The 17,774-nt window shown below is 45.6% G+C and carries 13 protein-coding genes; 2 read left to right on the forward strand and 11 right to left on the reverse strand.

The window, feature by feature from the left end; genetic code table 11:
• Window positions 1–73: 73 nt before the first annotated feature.
• Both EKN16_RS10255 and EKN16_RS10260 read right to left on the reverse strand, forming a co-directional pair.
• A complete protein-coding gene (locus tag EKN16_RS10255) occupies window positions 74–1,384 on the reverse strand; it encodes a sensor histidine kinase (protein WP_232016344.1) in 1,311 nt (436 codons plus the stop codon).
• 46 nt (window positions 1,385–1,430) lie between these two features.
• Window positions 1,431–2,114: a response regulator transcription factor gene (locus EKN16_RS10260; RefSeq protein ID WP_125666089.1), complete on the reverse strand. Its 684-nt coding sequence runs from the start codon at window positions 2,112–2,114 to the stop codon at window positions 1,431–1,433.
• Window positions 2,115–2,282: 168 nt separating this feature from the next.
• Here EKN16_RS10260 and EKN16_RS10265 point away from each other — a divergent pair, with 168 nt between their 5' ends.
• Complete coding sequence (locus EKN16_RS10265; RefSeq protein ID WP_232016346.1) at window positions 2,283–2,900, forward strand: phosphatase PAP2 family protein; 618 nt, start codon at window positions 2,283–2,285, stop codon at window positions 2,898–2,900.
• Between the two features lie 942 nt (window positions 2,901–3,842).
• Here EKN16_RS10265 and EKN16_RS10270 read toward each other — a convergent pair.
• Window positions 3,843–4,757: a hypothetical protein gene (locus tag EKN16_RS10270; RefSeq protein WP_125656163.1), complete on the reverse strand. Its 915-nt coding sequence runs from the start codon at window positions 4,755–4,757 to the stop codon at window positions 3,843–3,845.
• Between the two features lie 648 nt (window positions 4,758–5,405).
• Between EKN16_RS10270 and EKN16_RS10275 the strand changes: the two genes are divergently transcribed.
• A complete protein-coding gene (locus EKN16_RS10275; protein WP_125656166.1) occupies window positions 5,406–5,723 on the forward strand; it encodes a hypothetical protein in 318 nt (105 codons plus the stop codon).
• 174 nt (window positions 5,724–5,897) lie between these two features.
• On the opposite strand, the gene EKN16_RS10280 is transcribed toward EKN16_RS10275, so the two are convergent.
• The 8 genes from EKN16_RS10280 to EKN16_RS10315 all read right to left on the reverse strand — a co-directional run bounded on the left by EKN16_RS10280 (window position 5,898) and on the right by EKN16_RS10315 (window position 17,635).
• Window positions 5,898–7,214, reverse strand: coding sequence for a deoxyguanosinetriphosphate triphosphohydrolase family protein (locus EKN16_RS10280; RefSeq protein ID WP_125666091.1), 1,317 nt, complete (start codon window positions 7,212–7,214; stop codon window positions 5,898–5,900).
• A gap of 152 nt (window positions 7,215–7,366) precedes the next feature.
• On the reverse strand, window positions 7,367–8,635 hold the full coding sequence (gene odhB / locus EKN16_RS10285; protein ID WP_125656169.1) for a 2-oxoglutarate dehydrogenase complex dihydrolipoyllysine-residue succinyltransferase: 1,269 nt from the start codon (window positions 8,633–8,635) through the stop codon (window positions 7,367–7,369).
• Window positions 8,636–8,639: 4 nt separating this feature from the next.
• A complete protein-coding gene (locus EKN16_RS10290) occupies window positions 8,640–11,528 on the reverse strand; it encodes a 2-oxoglutarate dehydrogenase E1 component (RefSeq protein ID WP_125656172.1) in 2,889 nt (962 codons plus the stop codon).
• 188 nt (window positions 11,529–11,716) lie between these two features.
• Complete coding sequence (locus tag EKN16_RS10295; RefSeq protein WP_125656175.1) at window positions 11,717–12,205, reverse strand: disulfide oxidoreductase; 489 nt, start codon at window positions 12,203–12,205, stop codon at window positions 11,717–11,719.
• The gene (locus EKN16_RS10300; protein ID WP_125656178.1) at window positions 12,202–12,918 is read right to left on the reverse strand and encodes a DsbA family protein; all 717 of its coding nucleotides are present in this window, start codon (window positions 12,916–12,918) and stop codon (window positions 12,202–12,204) included. The genes EKN16_RS10295 and EKN16_RS10300 overlap by 4 nt, the downstream gene beginning before the upstream one ends.
• Window positions 12,919–13,031: 113 nt before the next feature.
• Window positions 13,032–14,990, reverse strand: coding sequence for an ATP-dependent DNA helicase (locus EKN16_RS10305; protein WP_125656181.1), 1,959 nt, complete (start codon window positions 14,988–14,990; stop codon window positions 13,032–13,034).
• A 158-nt stretch (window positions 14,991–15,148) separates the two neighbouring features.
• On the reverse strand, window positions 15,149–15,358 hold the full coding sequence (locus EKN16_RS10310; RefSeq protein WP_232016348.1) for a copper ion binding protein: 210 nt from the start codon (window positions 15,356–15,358) through the stop codon (window positions 15,149–15,151).
• Window positions 15,359–15,391: 33 nt separating this feature from the next.
• Complete coding sequence (locus tag EKN16_RS10315; RefSeq protein WP_125656184.1) at window positions 15,392–17,635, reverse strand: heavy metal translocating P-type ATPase; 2,244 nt, start codon at window positions 17,633–17,635, stop codon at window positions 15,392–15,394.
• Window positions 17,636–17,774: the final 139 nt, after the last annotated feature.

Raw genomic sequence — 17,774 nt, forward strand, 5'->3', positions numbered from 1 at the left:
ACTGAATATGTATAGCTCATTACAAATGCAATCAGAGTCGGACAAAGGACATAAAAAAACCGACATGCTGCTATCACATGATCGGCAATTTTATGGTTATTAGGGTCCCCTGTCCCAATTGACTGTTAATTTGTATATCACCCTGATGAATATCGATGATCCGCTTCACGATCGAGAGCCCGAGCCCGCTTCCCTTAACCCGATTATCTCTGGATTTATCCACCTTATAGAAAGGAATCCAAATCTGATGAAGCTCCTCATCTGGAATCCCCTGCCCATTATCTTCTATCGTTACGATGACCATCTTCTCTGTGGCTGTCAAAGAAATGGCTATGGATGTGTGCTCCGGAGAAAATTTAATGCTATTGCTCAGCAGATTGATCCACACCTGACTAAGCTGATCTTCATCCCCGTTGATTATCACTTCCTCCAGATTAAGGATCATCTCCATCTTCTTCATACTCCACTGCGGTTCACTGGCAATAACGGTACGCCTCAACTGCTCAGCTAACTGGAACGGATGAGGATGCAAGGGATGCTGCTCAATCTGAAGGGTTGAGAGACGAAGTAAATTCGTACTAATTCGAGACAGACGCTGGCTCTCCTCTTCAATAATGGTTAGATAGCGCTGCCTACTTACTTCGTCCATCTGCTTTTCTTTAAGCGCCTTGGTAAAGCCCGTTATAGACGCTAAAGGAGATTGTATTTCATGAGAAACATTATTCACGAAATCCCTTCGCATCTGATCCAGCATATGCAGCTCACCCGCCATCTCATTGAAGCTTGCTGTCAGCACACCGATTTCATCACGTCGTTTGGAATGGATGTTGATTTGAAAATCGCCTTTGGCCATCTGCCTTGTTGCTTCCGTTAATTGCCGCATAGGCTTTACGATATATCTTGCGGCCAATAGAATAAGAAGGCTGCCCACAACTAAGACAATAATAAGAACGGTTAGCAGCATATACCGGACTTCTGCTAATGATCGATTAAGCTCTGGGGATATGAACAAGGCGTAGGATTTATTATTTTTCTTAAAGGGAAGGCCTATAACAAAACTCCCAGGCTCATGTTCACCTCTATAGATCCCCCCTTTTAATACCTGTTCAATCTGTGTGTTGGACACCTGTGATGTGTTATCGTTGTCACTGCCGCTGCCTCCATCCTCGTAATAAACAGACTTTTTATCTTGATTATAAATGTGAACGCGAAAATTCGGCAGGACGGCAACGCCATTCAAAAAAGCATCTATGTTAGTCGACTTGGATTGCTCCAGCGACTGAATTATTCTCTTCCCACTCTTAATCATATTTTCCTGAGCCAATTGTCTGACTCTGTCACTATATAATTGGTTAGACAAGAAGAAGGACACTATTAAACTCACGATGACGGCACCGATAAAGGTGAGAACAATTCGAACATATAATGATTTAATCTTGTACCACCTCTAGTCGGTAGCCAAGACCTCGAATCGTTACAATTTTAAAATCCGATTCATAGCTGTCAAATCGCTCCCGCAGCCGCTTGATATGAACGTCAATCGTTCTCTCGTCCCCATCGTACTCATATCCCCAGATTTGTTGAATGAGGCTGGTTCGGGTGAACAGCTGACCTGGATAGCTGGCGAGTTTATATAAGAGCTCGAACTCCTTCAGCGGAATCGTTAGTACCTCTTCCTTATCCTTGAAAAGGATCTGGAATCCGATACGATCCAGTACGATGCCGCCTAACTGAATCATTTGTGCTGCGGAGATCCGATATCTCTTCAGAAGTGCTTTCACACGCAGTACCAGTTCTATCGGATCAAAGGGTTTTGTCAGATAATCATCCGTTCCGAGCTGGAACCCTTTTATCTTCTCTTCGGCTTCGCCTTTGGCCGTCATCATCAAGATCGGCATGTTCCCTTGCTCCCTAATTTTGCGACATAGCTCCCAGCCATCAAGGCGCGGCATCATAATATCCATAACGATCAGATCTACCGCATGATTCGTGATATACTGCCAAGCTTCTTCCCCGTCGTTGCATTCAATAATATCGAAGCCTTCATCCGCCAAATATAACCGCACGAGCTCACGGATATGCGCATCGTCATCAGCAATTAGTATCTTGGTCATCATTTGTTCCCCTTTGTTTCAAAAATTGTCATTATTCCACGCTTGCACTCCGCATATCATTATTTTATGATTACAGGATTGATGTTTCAAACCATGAAGAAATCGGAGGGGATCCAGTTGCCCGCATCACTAAAGGGAATCGTGAAGCGCTTTTTGCCATTGACTAGCATGTTGATATTCCCTGTCATGGGCTGGTTATATGCGTTAACTAATAATTCCAGCTCGCAAGTATACAGCTTAATGACCGATTTGGACCGTGCTTTTCCGTTTGTGAAAATATTTGTCCTGCCTTATTCCATCTGGATTTTTTATTTGTATGCTTGTCTTGTTTATTTCTTTATGAAAGATCCGGCCTTGTATGCGCGTACTCTTATTACGTATGTCATCTGCGCTCTCTTCTGTTACGGCGTCTACATGGTCTTTCAAACGACAGTTCCAAGACCTGCGATTGAAGGCACAGATCCTATAACCAGGCTGCTTGCTTTCGTTTACGGTCGCGATCAGCCTTACAACTGTTTTCCTAGTATACACTGTTTCTCCAGCTATTTGGTTATGAAAGCATTATATACGAGCAGCTTTCGCAATCGTTTGAACCAAACCTTGATTTACGGGATGTCTTCCCTCATCATCATGTCGACTTTCTTTATTAAACAGCATGTATTTCTTGACGCTATTGCTGGTATTTTACTCGCTGAAGTCGTCTATCGTCTACTTGTACACCTATCTAGCACGAGAGAAGCACGCAGAACCAAACCCGTATCACAGCAAAGGCAGATGGGAGCTTAGCTCCCGTCTGCTCTTTTTTTATGACAATCGCAACCTTCGGTTTATGATCAATGGCGAACGCTATCGCTTCTTCAGAACGATTCCGTCCGCTTCGCTATTGTTTCGAGTTGGCAACCATTCATCAAGAAAGGTGTTAGAAAAATCAGGATTTAAAAAGGGCTCTACACCAAAACTAGTGGTTGAGTCGAAGGTAATCAGATGCTGAGCGGACAGGAGAGCTCTTATTTCAGTCCAATCGCTGCATGTAAGGGGATTAAAGGACAAAGAAGACGCTATTCTCCAGCAAATCATCTGAAATCAGTTGCATTTTAGTTGATAGCGGAACCTGTGTCCGCTAAACTTGTTTGGAGTCGTGTTTCGATCTAAATAGCGGTTCCACAGTCCGCTCAGTAAGATTAACGGGATAATCTCCTGTTATAGGGGCTGCTTTCTTCTGTTTTTTCGTCATCACGGGAATTTCTCCCGTTCATCCATTCTTTTTCACCTCATTTAGGTGGATCTACTCAAGTTTATGGGGGGTTCTGCTAAGTGAACTGCTCAGCCCAAATCGAGAGAATGAAATGCAGGTTTTCCTGTTATTTCTAATTGAACGCCTGAATCGCTGTGTAGAATCAGCTATCGGCGAACAAATAGCGGCTTAGGCTCGAAACGGGCCCGTAACAAAATAGTCAACCACGATTATGAAATTGAGCCGGAAAAAGAGTACACAAAAAAGCATTCCAGCACAAACTGAAATGCCAATTGTGAAGCTGCGAACTTATCCGTTGGTGGCCTGAAGCTCCACTTCGATGTTGCCTCGCGCTATCAAATCATAGCGCGTAGCCTGAAGCAAAGAACTGCTCCAGATTCGTTCCACTCCCGCCTGCCCATATGAATTATGAATCCTAAACCAAAAAGATCCGGTGAGTACGCTCATTCATTAGCCATAGCCTTAGCAGAAAGCTAAGTGACCAGCTGCTTTTGAAGAAGTGTCATGAGATGAGCCTCATTATCCCAAACAAGTGATTGAAACTTTTTGGAGGGAATAGGGCGATAAGGGGTTTTCATTGGCCCTGTTTCTCCTGCATGAACAGCCCACAGAACAGGAACCTCCAAACCAATCGCATAGCCTGCAGCGAAGCAAGCCGCTGTTCCCTGGCCTGATGCGTCAACAATAACAAGCTTACTCTCTACAATCAAATGCATCGTTTGTTCATTCAATCCTGTTGAATCAGATAATTCCACCATATGAGGAAGATAACCGCATTCTCCTAGCTTTGCAATCAATCCTTCAGACCAATCCAGAAGTGGCACGCTATCTCCAGCGATAAGCAGTAAACATGGCTTTAAACGTCTTGATCCAGAATAAGAAGCAGCCTCCTTCCAGCCCTTCTCCGTTAACCAGAACGTCGAACCGATTCTCTCTAGATACTCTTCTCCTTTGAGCTTCTCAATAATATAAACAAGCTCCTGAAGATTTATTGAGTAAGTTAAATTGAAGCTCAAAGATAATTGATGAATAACTACCGGTTCATCCGGTTTGCTGGAATGTCTGAATAGATACTGCAGCAGCTTAATACCTTTCTCTTCAACCGACATCGGTGAGGTCGACAATTGCTCAAACCTAGCGAAATCATTAAAGGTCAGACGAACTTGTTCATCACAATCCGTCTTCTCTCTAATATAGGCAGATACAAGGGGGAATAATTGACGCTTTATCGAATAGCCCAAGGCATTATAGGAATCATAACTCGCTTGCTGAAGTCCATAAGAGCCGCCGGGTGAGCAATTGCAGCTAATAAACCAATCATCCGTCCCCTTTTCCTTAACAGGTACCATCTGATCGCAAAATAAACAACGCTTTGTTTCGGTTTCCATTGTGTTTCACTCCTAAAAGGTTTTGCGTGGTTCTACTCAGGTACGTTAGTACCTAAGCAAAAACTACTTCGAAAGCATAAACTTAGATTTTGCGTGGTTCTACCCAGGTACGTTAGTACCTAAAGCAAAAACTACTTCGAAAGCATAAACTTGGTTTTGCGTGGTTCTACCCAGGTACGTTAGTACCTAAAGCAAAACCACTTCGAACGCATAGGCCTAGGATTTTCGACCTACTTAAGAGTCATTCGAGCCTCTTACAGAAATAGAGGGGGCGCCTCCGATTAGTATTTTCTCATGACAGCCTTAGTTTTCTCATCTTCAAGTCATTCTGTCCATCATAAAAGGATCTTAACGATTTTTCTCAGATTGCATCTGCATTTGGTTAGCTAATAGATTAGCAGGATAAAATAAACATGCACTTGTCATTCGAATAGATTTATGGGTCTAACCATAGTCAGTGCTTGCCAACACGAAGTACATAGCGAAGCGGACGGAATCGTTCTGAAGAAGCGACAGCGATCGAAAGAACGATCCGTCAGCACAGCGGCCTTCTACGCACCATGTTTCGAGTTTATCTAGCGCTTATTTCAGTGTTGAGCCAGATTTATTATCCTAAAATAACTTGTACATGTAGAAAGGATGATCCCCATGCAAATCAAATCTGATTTACATCGGACCAATGAAACAGTTCACGAGACTGGCAATTACGTCTGTGCGGCAGGTATAACGAAGTCTTTTAACGAGGGAGATGCTTTCCCTGTCTGCCCCAAATCCAAGCAAGAAACGACCTGGAGACATGTAGAGCATGAGCATCACACAGGAGAGAAAGTAACTGAATTCGGTTCCTACGTGGATAAAGATGGTGAGCATATGGAGCTTCTTGAGGGGGATACATTTCCGGATTGCCCCAAATCAGGCCAGCCGACAATGTGGAAGCATGATGGGACTCTTGAGGTAAATGCCTAGTCCCCATAAAAAAGCGAACGAACAAGCCTATTTTCTCCGTTCATATTACACGGTAATTCAGTGAACTTTACAACAAAATAAAAGGAAAAGGACTACTGAAGACTCCAGTAGTCCTTTTCCTTATTTCAAGTAAACCTCGGCGCCCTCGACAGGTCTTATTTTAGTGATGAGCCCTTAATCACGTTCATAAATCGAACCCGAACGACTGGCAAAAAACTCAGCATAAACTTTCTCCGCGTAAGCATCCGTCATTCCGGAGATATAGTCAGCCACCATCCGCTCCCACGGCCACTTTTCCTTGTGCTGCTCGTAGCTCTCCAGCCAGTCTGGCGGTATAATAAGCCGACCCGTTTCCGGTACTTTAAAGCTGTCCCAGAGCCGTTTGATGATCACCTCGCTGCGCTTATGAAGCCGCTGCACGCGGAAATCCTTAATTAGGGTAACCCAGGCCAGCTTCTTCAAAATTTCCATTGTACGAAGCAACTCCATATCCTGGTGTCCATCCTTAATAAAGGTGACCCTCTTCCACCCCGTTGTCGGATCATCGATAATACCAACTCCGCTTACGAACTTCCTAACCCAACGCGCCTTCATCTCACGCCTTGTTCGGGATGGCTCGCGCCCGCATTCCAAATAGATCATTTCCCATTGCAGTAAATATTGATGAAGTACCTGCTTCACCATCGCATTCATATCAACCTGTTCCCAGTTCATGACCCCATTACCCGAATCATCAATAATTTCTTGCATGACATGAGAGACCAGTCGATCATCCTCGAAGAGGTTCGTATTCATCTGAATCTTGCCCGCACGAATGCCGTCCTCTATATCATGTGTGGAGTATGCGATATCATCGCATAAATCCATCAGCTGCGCCTCCAGCGTCGCACAGCCTTCTGGCATCGCCCATAGTTGGCGTAGGTAGTCGATCCCTTCCCATTCCCGCTTATATACTCCTTTAAGACGGCCAGGATCATCGATGCAGAAAGGATATTTATTGATCGCCAGAAGCACCGCTGCCGTCAAATCCAAGCCACTGTCGCTTCCAGCTCGTTTCTCAAGAAACATGAGGATTCGAAAATTCTGGGCATTTCCTTCATAGCACATCCCATGCTCTTCAAGAAGCAGCTCATTTAGTACTTCTTCACCCTTATGGCCAAATGGAGGATGTCCAAGATCATGCGCAAGCGCCGCACATTCTACGACCTCCGGGTCCATCATTAGACCGGGATGCTCCTTCTTATTCAAGAAAGGATAGCTCTTGGCAAGCTTTCTCGCTACCTCTCTGGCAATTTGCGACACTTCAAGCGAATGCGTTAATCGAGTACGATAATAATCACCTGAGCCTGCACCGAACACTTGTGATTTCCCTTGCAGCCGGCGAAAGGCAGGTGATTGAATAAGTCTGGCATAATCCTTCTCGTACTCGTCTCGATCCTCGCTGGAGTGGATGTTCTCGGAGTCATACAATCGTATTTTTCGTTCGTTCATGTTCATCCACTTCTTCTCCTTATCTAAGAGCTCTGTTTATACTTTTATTTTATGAATATCTTTCATGAATAGCAAATAAAGAACAAACAAGCTGCCGCCCGATTTTACTCGGACAACAGCTTGTTTAAGTCTTTCTTGAACAGCTCTAATGGTTAAACTTCAAGAAGCAGCGCTTCTGGGTCTTCCAATAGGTTCTTAAGTGTTACAAGGAAACGAACAGCTTCTGAGCCATCTACGATACGGTGGTCATAGGAAAGCGCCACATACATCATCGGACGGTTCTCCATCCTCGTCTCGTCAATAGCTACCGGACGAAGCTGGATTTTGTGCATACCGAGAATACCAACCTGCGGTGCATTCAAGATTGGCGTTGATAGCAAGGAACCGAATACCCCGCCATTCGTGATGGTGAAGGTACCTCCTTGCAGGTCTGACAGCGCAAGGGAATTCGAGCGTGCCTTGCCAGCCAGATCCGCAATTTGTTTCTCAATGCCTGCGAAGCTCAGACGATCCGCATCGCGAACGACTGGAACAACAAGACCTTCTTTAGCGGATACCGCAATACCGATATCATAGTATTGTTTGACAACAATTTCGTCGCCCTGAATTTCCGCATTCAAAAGCGGGAATGCCTTCAAAGCGCCAATAACCGCTCTTGTGAAGAAGGACATAAAGCCCAAACCGATATCATGCTTCTCTTTGAAAGCATCCTTCCGACGTTTACGCAGGTCGAGGATTGCCGTCATATCGACTTCATTGAAAGTAGTCAGCATCGCAGCAGTCCGCTGCGCTTCAACTAGACGGTTTGCAATTGTAACGCGGCGGCGTGACATCTTGCGACGCTCTGCCGGTTTAGTTGGATCCGCTGTTGCTGCACTAACTGCTGGTTGTGCCTTCTGCACGGATGGTACAGCTGCACTTGGAGCTGCTGCCGGTTTCGTTCCATGAGCTTGGATATCCTCTTGACGGATACGTCCCATTGGATCTTGGGATTGCACTTGGCCCAAATCAATACCGCGTTCTCTAGCAAGCTTCCTTGCTCCAGGGGATGCTGCGTAGGAAGAGGAGCTATCGCTGCTGGCCGCCTCAACTGCCGGAGTAGGAGCCGCCTGAACAGCGGCTGGCTTGGATTCAACTGGTACGGATGCAGGAGTTGCTGCTGGTGCACTTACCGCAGCGGAACCCTTTCCGCTGCCGATACGTCCGATTGTTTCGCCAACCTGAACGGTCTCGCCTTCTTTACTAAGAAGCTGCTCGATAACTCCGCTTTCCTCTGCACTGATCTCAATGTTAACCTTATCGGTCTCCAATTCGGCAAGAACGTCGCCTTGGTTAACGCGGTCTCCCTCTTTCACATGCCACTTGGCAATTGTGCCTTCCATGATAGACTCGCCCATTTCAGGTACTTTAACTTCACTCATGGCCTTAATCCTCCTGTGTAATCGTATTTAATGTACTCTTATTAAGAGCGACTGATATAATGCGTTGTTGTTCAATATTATGAATAAACTGGAATCCGCTTGCTGGGCTCGAACGTTTAGGACGGCCAACATAACGAACCGCTGAACCCTTCGGAGCACGAGAGCGAATACGAGGCTCAATGAAATTCCAAGCACCCATGTTCTGCGGCTCTTCTTGTACCCATAGAATTTCTTTTAGGTTCGGGAACCGGTTGATTACGTTCTCCACTTCCGCTTTAGGGAATGGATAGAGCTGCTCGATACGTGCGATATGAAGCCAATCCCAATTCGCACCCTCTTCGGCGGTAAGTGCTGTCGCAAGGTCAATTGAGATTTTACCACTGCAGAAGATTAGGCGTTCCACAGCGGCATTCTTGGTCCCAAGTCCTGGCTGTTCCAAGACAGGCTTGAATGCGCCCTCGCTTAAGTCCGTTGGATCAGAAGCAACGAGCGGATTACGGATTAAACTCTTCGGTGACATAATAATAAGCGGTCTAGCTTCATCTGTATCCGTCATAGCAGCCTGACGACGCAAAATATGGAAATATTGAGCGGCAGAGGTCAAGTTGGCAACGGTCCAGTTATCTTCCGCTGCAAGCAGTAAGAAACGCTCAAGACGCGCGCTGGAATGCTCAGGACCTTGTCCTTCGTATCCATGCGGCAGCAGCATCACAATGCTTGATTTCTGCGACCATTTTACCCGTCCAGCTGTGATGAACTGGTCAATGATAACTTGGGCAGCATTCGCGAAATCGCCATACTGTGCTTCCCAGATGACAAGTGTTTCTGGGGAGAAGACATTATAGCCATAGTCGAACCCAAGCACTGCTGCTTCGGATAATGGGCTGTTATATACAGCGAATGAAGCATTCGCTTGTGGAATTTGGTGGAGCGGACAATAGGTCTCTCCAGTCTTAATATCGTGCAGCACAAGGTTACGGAAAGCGAATGTCGCACGTTCCGAGTCTTGTCCACTTAGACGAATCGGCTTACCGCCCTCAAGAATGGTTGCAAACGCCAGCGTTTCCGCGAGTCCCCAATCCACTTTGCCGCCTTCATCCAATGCTGCAGCACGGCGCATTAGAATACGCTCCAGCTTCTCATAAACATTGAAGCCATTTGGCCATTTCAAGAGCTCTTCATTGATAGATTTCAGCTTCTTAAGAGGTACAGCCGTAGCCAGTTCTTTCTTTTGACGACGTCTGCCAGGCTCTTCAATCTTGCGATGAGTCTGATCACTTTCTTTCACTGTATCAAGCGCAGTCTGAAGGACTGTTAAATTATCCTGTCTCATTTGTGCAACTTGATCTTCATTGATAAGCCCTTTTTCCTTCAGCTTATCTGAGTAAATGATACTAACAACCGGGTGCTTCCGCAGTTTCTGATAAACAAGCGGTTGTGTAGTTTCTGGATCATCGGTTTCATTATGTCCATGACGACGGTATCCAACCATATCAATCAGGAAATCCTTATGGAACCGTTGTCTGTATTCACATGCCATACGGACGACTGCGATACAAGCTTCCGGATCATCCGCGCTAACGTGAACGATAGGAATTTCGTACCCTTTTGCCAAGTCGCTTGCATAGTAGGTAGAACGGGAATCACTGCTTTCGGTCGTAAATCCAAGACGGTTATTCACGATGATGTGAATGGTTCCCCCACTTCCATATCCAGGAAGCTTTTTGAAATTAAGCGTTTCCGCTACGATACCTTCTCCAGCAAAAGCCGCGTCACCATGCATGATAATTGCTGCAGCACTACCAAAATCAGCCTTCGGATAACCAGCGGCGGTACGATTATCCTGTGCGGCACGCGTAAAGCCCTGCACGATCGGATTCACATATTCAAGGTGACTTGGATTGTTAGCTAAGGATATGCGAGTTTCAATCGTTGCGCCTTCCTTCAAAGAGCGATGTGCACCCAAATGGTACTTCACATCACCAGTCCAACCAATATTGATGCCGCTGGAACCTTCGGATGGTATCAAATCCTTATTCGGAGCATGATGGAATTCAGAGAAAATGCCTGTATAAGGCTTTCCAAGTACGTGAGCAAGTACATTCAGACGACCACGGTGAGCCATACCCATCAGAATATGCTCTGCCCCATCATGAGCAAGCTCACGTACGATCTCATCCAGCATCGGAACGAGAACGTCCGTTCCCTCGATCGAGAACCGTTTTTGCCCGACAAAAGAACGCTGCAGAAACGTTTCAAACTGCTCCACTTCAATAAGTCTGTTAAGAAGGGCAGAACGTTCTTTGGCGTTCATTGGTTTAGCAGCCATGCCGGATTCCACTTGACGTTTCAGCCAAACGCGTTCTTCCTGTTCATGGATGTGACTATATTCGATACCAAACGACTTGGTATATACATCATTTAAGTACTGAATCGCTTGCCATCCGTCACGTATTGACTCGGGAGCTTCCTCCCAAATTAGTGATGCCGGGATCGCAGCAAGGTCTTCTTGGGTCAAATTGAATGTTTCTGGCTTTAGCAGTCTTGTGTCAGGAACTGTCCCAATACCGAGCGGATCGTTCTCTACAGCTAAATGACCATAAGCACGAATATTACGTACTAATTTACCAGCGTCCACGATTTTTTTCAGAAAAACAGGATCAGCCATCTTGGACCCTTCAACCTGAATCGAGCTTGGTTGAGGTTTCACGACAACGCCGTTCACATCATCTACTGAAGGCGGAGCGCCCCATTGTGCGAACGTTTCACGATAAACCGGATCAACACTATCCGGGTTTTCCACATACTTCTCATACATCTCCTGTATGTACCCAAGATTGGGTCCATAATAATGCTCCCAGGGCGACTGAGCTATGTTGCTGTCTGCTGCCATTGCCTTTTACCTCCACCATCTAAAATAAGGGACATAAATAACGCCTACTATATCTTATTTACCCTTTATTCACGCATCCATACATTATAGCAGAAACATCATTGATTCGACAAAGCTCTCCTACGTATTTTGTGTCATTTCTTATAACAAAATGCCGCAATCCTCGAAAGGATGCGGCATAATTGGAATTATTGCGATTTTCGACCAATCCATAGCAAAATCGTGATGAGTATGAACGCTATTAAAGCCATGAATGGAATCGTTACGACCCCGCCGAACCAATCCAAATAATCTTTGTTGCATGGAATGCCTTGCGTACAGGGTAATGCCTTGGCAAGTGCGGGTATCTTCTGCTCTGCATAATGATACATTGAGATCAGACCGCCAATAATCGAAAGCGGCAGCACGTACCCGATTTGCTTACGATCATTCTTATAGCTGGCTATGCCCAGAATAATGACAATTGGGTACATGAAGATCCGCTGGAACCAACAAAGCTTACAAGGAATAAATCCAATGACATCACTTAAGTACAAGCTTCCGCCTACGGCTACAATAGCCACGATCCAAGCTAGGTAGAGCGCGTATTTTCTAATGAAGGGAATAAATCCCTGAGGCTCTTCAATCCATTGAGATTCATCAGTGACTTCATCGCTCACTTGAAACTCCTTCGTCATTTAAGATCCTTCTGCGCTTGTTCAATTGCTTTTTTGATAGCATCATAATCAAGAATATTACCTTTAAACTGAACGCCGTTAATAAATATAGATGGAGTGGAGTTAAGGTTGAGCTTCTGCGCCTTCGCATAATGAGCAGCCACTTCGGATTGATAGGTGCCATTTACAATATCCGACTTCAACTTGTCATAGTCAACAGCCAGCTTCTCACGCTTGGCCAACTCCACTAAATAGTCAGGTGTAGCCCAAGCTACCGTTTCGGAACCTTGGTTTGTATAGATGGCATCGTAAAATTTCCAAAATTCATCTTTATTCTGATGGTAAATCGATTGACCTGCAAGTGCTGCCGTTTTTGAATCCTCGCTAATAATGGTGAAGTTCATGAAAGAGAATGAAGCCGTTCCTTTATCGATAAAATCCTTCTTTAGCGGCTGCTCGATTTTTTCGCGGAAGTCTTTGCAAACCGGGCATTTATAATCGCCGAACTCGACGATTTTGATCGGAGCATCTGCCTTGCCAAGCGTTGGAATCTGATCATAGTTAAAGGTCGTATCATTCTTAGGCGCAAATATGAGAGCAACAATAATTAAAGCAACAACCACGATTCCTGTTCCCCATATGAGCTTCTTCATCCTCTTGCGCTGCTTTTCCTGCTGAATTTGCTGTAATTTCCGAACACTCTTGTACTCGGATTTCTTAGTCGCTTGTACCATTTATTCTCCATCCTCTACGTTTATTACATAATGAAATTCTGCATGATAAGGCTAGTACTATAAATTGTATTAGCCTCTAAGAAAGTTGTCAAATAAAGATAGATATTCTCTATTTAAAGAGAATCCGTTATATCCTGTAGAACTACGCCTTGTGGAAGAATATGCTCCACTTTTTCCCTTACCTGCTCATCATTCATTCTAGGATCGAGAATGGATACAATCCCTTGATCCTCACGGGTACGAATTAATCGACCTAGCCCCTGCTTCAAACGAAGCAGCATATAAGGCATATCCACGGTATCGAAAGGAACAGCTGCATCTCTGCGTTTTGCCGCAAATACAGGATCATTCGGAGGGAAGGGCAGCGACCAAATCATAACTTGGGACAAAGATGGCCCAGGTATGTCCAAACCTTCCCACAGCGTAACCGCACAAAGGACACTATGTTCATCATTCTGAAACTCGGCAATAAGGTGACTGATTTCACTCTCGCCCTCAAAGAGGAAACGATACACCGAGCCATCAGTATACCCGCTTATATCCTGCTTGAACTGCTCCAACTCTTCTCTAGATGGGAACAGAATCAACGCTCTTCCTTCTGATTTAAGCAAAAGCTTGAGCGCCAATTGAATCTTCTCCTGACGTTCATCACTCGAATAAGGCTGCAGCTTCGCGAAGAGGTGCATCTGATTCTCGTAATCGTAAGGTGAGGGTACGGAGAAGGAAAGGCTGTCCTCAATGCCCAGACTATCTGCTGTATAAGCGAATGAGCCATCCACTGATAAGGTAGCAGACGAAAAAATGATCGGCATACGCTTCGAGAATACCCGCTCCTTCAATACTTCCTTCACAAGCTTAGGCATAATGACGAGTGTCGTGCCGTCCTTATCTTCAGACACCCATGTAATTAATCCGGCTGGCTGCTTGAATAAGCTAAGTGCAAACTGGATCATTTCAATATGCTCCTCGACGATTTTGAGCTGATAATCATCAAGGGTGAAGAGCGCGCTCTCGAAGACAAGCTCCTCTTCAATCGTAGCTAGTACGTCCTGGAAACGATTAATCTCACGGAGAAGTTCAGCACTAACAACGACTTCTTTACGATCAGATGCCATTATCTTGCGGCTTGTCCGATTAAGCAAATAGAAGAGATTCTCGCTCTGCTCGATCGCTTCATCGATGGCAACCGCGAGCGACTCCCTTACTTCGCCATTAAGCAAACGAGTAATAATCGATTCGAACATCGCATGCTTCAATTTATAGGTTAATGCCTTCTGAGCGGCATTCTCAAGCAGATGTCCTTCATCAAAGACAACCGAACTATGCTCCGGTAATAAAGGAAGCTGTCCTTCTCGCTTTCTTGCCTCATAGGTCCAGACATGCTCCATATAGAAATCATGTGAACAAATAATGATATCGGCTGCCTTGCGGTAATGATCCCGTGAGAGAGTTTGTCCACAGCGATGGCGTCTAGTGCAAACCAAACAATCTTGGAAAACATCCCAGCCTACCTTACCCCACTGATCATCGGTAAGATTGGGATAATCTTTACGGTTCCCATAGGGATGGAATGACTGCATCGTTCCAGGTGTATTCACGAAATCAGGGAGTTCACGATAAATATCATGGAAAATCTCCGAATCCTCGATTTCCCCCTTTGCATCATCCAGCTTATTCAGGCACAGATACTGATCGGTTGATTTACCGAGCCTTGCATCAATCGTTAAATCCAAATGACGAGCCAGCTTGGCAATGTCGCCTTCCGGCTTCACCAGCTGCTCAATTAGAGATTCATCTGCACAAGCGATAATGGCAGGCATTCTCATATAACGTGCATAGTTGATGGCATAGAGCAGGTAAACAAATGTTTTCCCTGTCCCCACGCCCGCTTCTGCGAAGATCGTCTTCTTATCGCTATAAGCCCGTTCCAACTGGAAGGCCATATATATTTGCTCATCTCGCACTTCAAATCCAGCTTCAGGTAGACGTTCATAGAATACATCGGCAATCCAATCACTGGCCTGCTCGACAAAGGGGATCTTCGGGTCGAACTCAAACGGATATTGACTCACTTATGCTGGCCTCCAGCTCAATAAAATATTTTAAAACGGTATTGATGCACTCAACTGATGATTGTATCACAAAAAAAGATCAGATGCCTATACAAACGAAAGGCCCAGGCATGCAAGCCTGGGCCTTTCGTTTGTTCTCTGCCTTGTTTAAGGATCAATTAAACAACATCGTAGCCTTGATCTTCAATGGCTTCTTTGATCTGATCGATCGTAATATTTGCTGCCTCATAGTCGACGGTTACGCTATTACCAGGCAAATTCACCTTCGCAGATACACCCTTTTTCTTCAAAGCTCCCTCAACACTATTCACACAGTGCTGACAAGACATCCCTTTTACTTGCAAAGTCGCAGTTGTTGACATATTCATGAACACTCCTCTTCTATAGAATGATTATTTCATTTATTGTTGTTTCAGCCTTTGCAGCCGTAGTGAATTGAGCACGACCGATACAGAGCTGAGCGCCATTGCTGCACCTGCTAACCAAGGCGCAAGCAATCCGGCAGCGGCTATCGGTATCCCGATAATATTATAGGCTAAAGCCCAGAATAAATTTTGCTTAATATTGAGCATCGTTCTCTTACTAATGAATATGGCATCGGGGATGCTGTTCAAATCTCCCCGCATAAGCGTGACATCAGCGGCTTCAATCGCGATATCCGTCCCTGTTCCGACAGCCATTCCAATATCAGCTGTTGCAAGAGCTGGCGCATCGTTAATGCCGTCTCCGACCATCGCTACCGTAAGCCCAGACTGCTGCAGCTTCTTAACTTCGTTCGCTTTGCCATCAGGGAGCACTTGTGCAAGCACGCGATTGATGCCAACCTGCTGCGCTATGGCTTGTGCCGTGCGTTCATTATCGCCCGTAATCATGATCACTTCAAGGCCCTGCTGTTTCATGCGGTCAACTGCAGCCATCGATGTCGTCTTGATTGTATCGGCAACAGCAATGAGGGCCGCGTATTGTCCATTAACCGCAACGAGCATCGCTGTTTTACCAGATTGCTCGAGGGATATCATTTGGGAACCTGCTTGCTCCGTATTTACTTGATGAGCTTCCATTAGCTGACGTGTGCCTATTAGCATTTCGTTGCCATTAATGCGAGCCTCAATCCCATAGCCTGGCTTCGCCTCGAAATGTTCAAGGTTATTCGCAGCAATGACAATCCCTCTCGCTTCAATGCCTGCAACGATGGCTGCTGCAAGTGGATGCTCGGAGTTCTTCTCTGCTGCTCCAATCCAGCCCAGAAGCTCTGACTCTTCATTGGCAGTGGAGCTGATAATGACATCGGTTAGCACCGGTTTCCCTTCGGTAATCGTTCCTGTTTTATCTAGAATGACGGCTTGAATGCGATGCGTCGCTTCGAGATGTTCACCTCCTTTAAATAAAATACCAAGCTCGGCCGCACGGCCTGAGCCTGCCATGATCGAGGTTGGCGTCGCAAGTCCAAGCGCACATGGACAGGCAATCACAAGCACCGCAATCGCCTTTTGCAGCGCTCCGGCAAAGTTCCCAGGCTCAATTGCGAAGTACCAAAGGAGAAAGGCCACAGCTGCAATCCCCACAACAATAGGAACGAATATGCCGGAGATCACATCAGCTATCCGCTGGATGGGAGCCTTAGAGCTTTGTGCTTCTTCTACGATTTGCACAATATGCGCAAGCACAGTCTCCTTACCAATCTTCGTTGCCCGCATCTTCAACATCCCGTTTTTGTTAATCGTTGCTCCAATAAGTGAGTCGTTCACATGTTTCTGTACAGGCATGCTCTCACCGGTCAGCATGGATTCATCGACACTTGAGGAGCCTTCAACGACGAGACCATCCACAGCGATTTTCTCACCGGGTTTAATAAGAATAATCTCTCCAACAACAACCTCTTCAATGGGCAGAAGCATTTCCACGCCACCGCGAATGACGGTAGCGGATTTTGCCTGAAGGCCTAATAAGGATTGAATCGCTTTGGAGGATCTCCCTTTAGCCATCGCTTCAAACAGCTTGCCGAGCAGAATGAGTGTAATTAGAATGGAACTCGTCTCATAATACAATTCATCGGTGACCATTCCGGTGTTCATGCCATCATGCATGCTATTTCCTAAGGACTTCAGCGTCATATAAAAGCTGTAGAAGTAGGCAGCCGATGTCCCAAGCGCAACAAGTACATCCATATTAGCGCTTTTGTTCCTTAAGGCTTTATACGCACCGATATAGAACGGGCCGCCGATCACGAACTGAACGGGGGTTGCCAATAGAAGCTGAAACCACGGATTCATGAACCATGCTGGTACCCATAGAAAAGAGGTAAAAGAGAAATGTGAAGCCATTGCCCATAACAAAGGTAATGATAATACCATCGAAATCACGAACATGATTCGCTGTTTCCTTATTCCCTCTTCACGGTGAGCACGAGCAATTCCCGCTTCTTCCTCATGAAGCATCGCTTTATAGCCAAGCTGCTCCACCTTCTTAAGCATATGATCGAGCGGAACAGTTAAGGCATCATATTCAACGTGCGCCGTTTCCATCGTGAAATTAACGGTGGCTTTCTCCACGCCCTCCATTCGGCCGAGCCCTTTCTCGATTCTAGCCGCACAGGCAGCACAGGTCATCCCGGTTATATCCAAGGTTGTTTGTTGTTTATCCATCGCAATAGCTCCTCCGTCTCCCCTATACCCTGTAGGGGTATAATTACGTTAAAGCCATCTTACTATACCCCATGGGGGTATGTCAACCACTAAATGCCAACAAAAAAACCTATAACGATCATCGAGATCGCATAGGTTC

It is taken from the genome of Paenibacillus baekrokdamisoli (assembly GCF_003945345.1).
Lineage (GTDB): Bacteria > Bacillota > Bacilli > Paenibacillales > Paenibacillaceae > Paenibacillus_Z > Paenibacillus_Z baekrokdamisoli.

Excerpts from the sequence above, each read along its gene's own strand:
- EKN16_RS10265 (WP_232016346.1), top strand. The coding sequence starts at position 2,283 with ATGTTGATATTCCCTGTCATGGGCTGGTTATATGCGTTAACTAATAAT.
- EKN16_RS10310 (WP_232016348.1), bottom strand. The coding sequence starts at position 15,358 with ATGAATATGTCAACAACTGCGACTTTGCAAGTAAAAGGGATGTCTTGT.
- EKN16_RS10315 (WP_125656184.1), bottom strand. The coding sequence starts at position 17,635 with ATGGATAAACAACAAACAACCTTGGATATAACCGGGATGACCTGTGCT.
- EKN16_RS10300 (WP_125656178.1), bottom strand. The coding sequence starts at position 12,918 with ATGGTACAAGCGACTAAGAAATCCGAGTACAAGAGTGTTCGGAAATTA.
- EKN16_RS10290 (WP_125656172.1), bottom strand. The coding sequence starts at position 11,528 with ATGGCAGCAGACAGCAACATAGCTCAGTCGCCCTGGGAGCATTATTAT.
- odhB (WP_125656169.1), bottom strand. The coding sequence starts at position 8,635 with ATGAGTGAAGTTAAAGTACCTGAAATGGGCGAGTCTATCATGGAAGGC.
- EKN16_RS10270 (WP_125656163.1), bottom strand. The coding sequence starts at position 4,757 with ATGGAAACCGAAACAAAGCGTTGTTTATTTTGCGATCAGATGGTACCT.
- EKN16_RS10280 (WP_125666091.1), bottom strand. The coding sequence starts at position 7,214 with ATGAACGAACGAAAAATACGATTGTATGACTCCGAGAACATCCACTCC.
- EKN16_RS10275 (WP_125656166.1), top strand. The coding sequence starts at position 5,406 with ATGCAAATCAAATCTGATTTACATCGGACCAATGAAACAGTTCACGAG.
- EKN16_RS10260 (WP_125666089.1), bottom strand. The coding sequence starts at position 2,114 with ATGACCAAGATACTAATTGCTGATGACGATGCGCATATCCGTGAGCTC.
- EKN16_RS10295 (WP_125656175.1), bottom strand. The coding sequence starts at position 12,205 with ATGACGAAGGAGTTTCAAGTGAGCGATGAAGTCACTGATGAATCTCAA.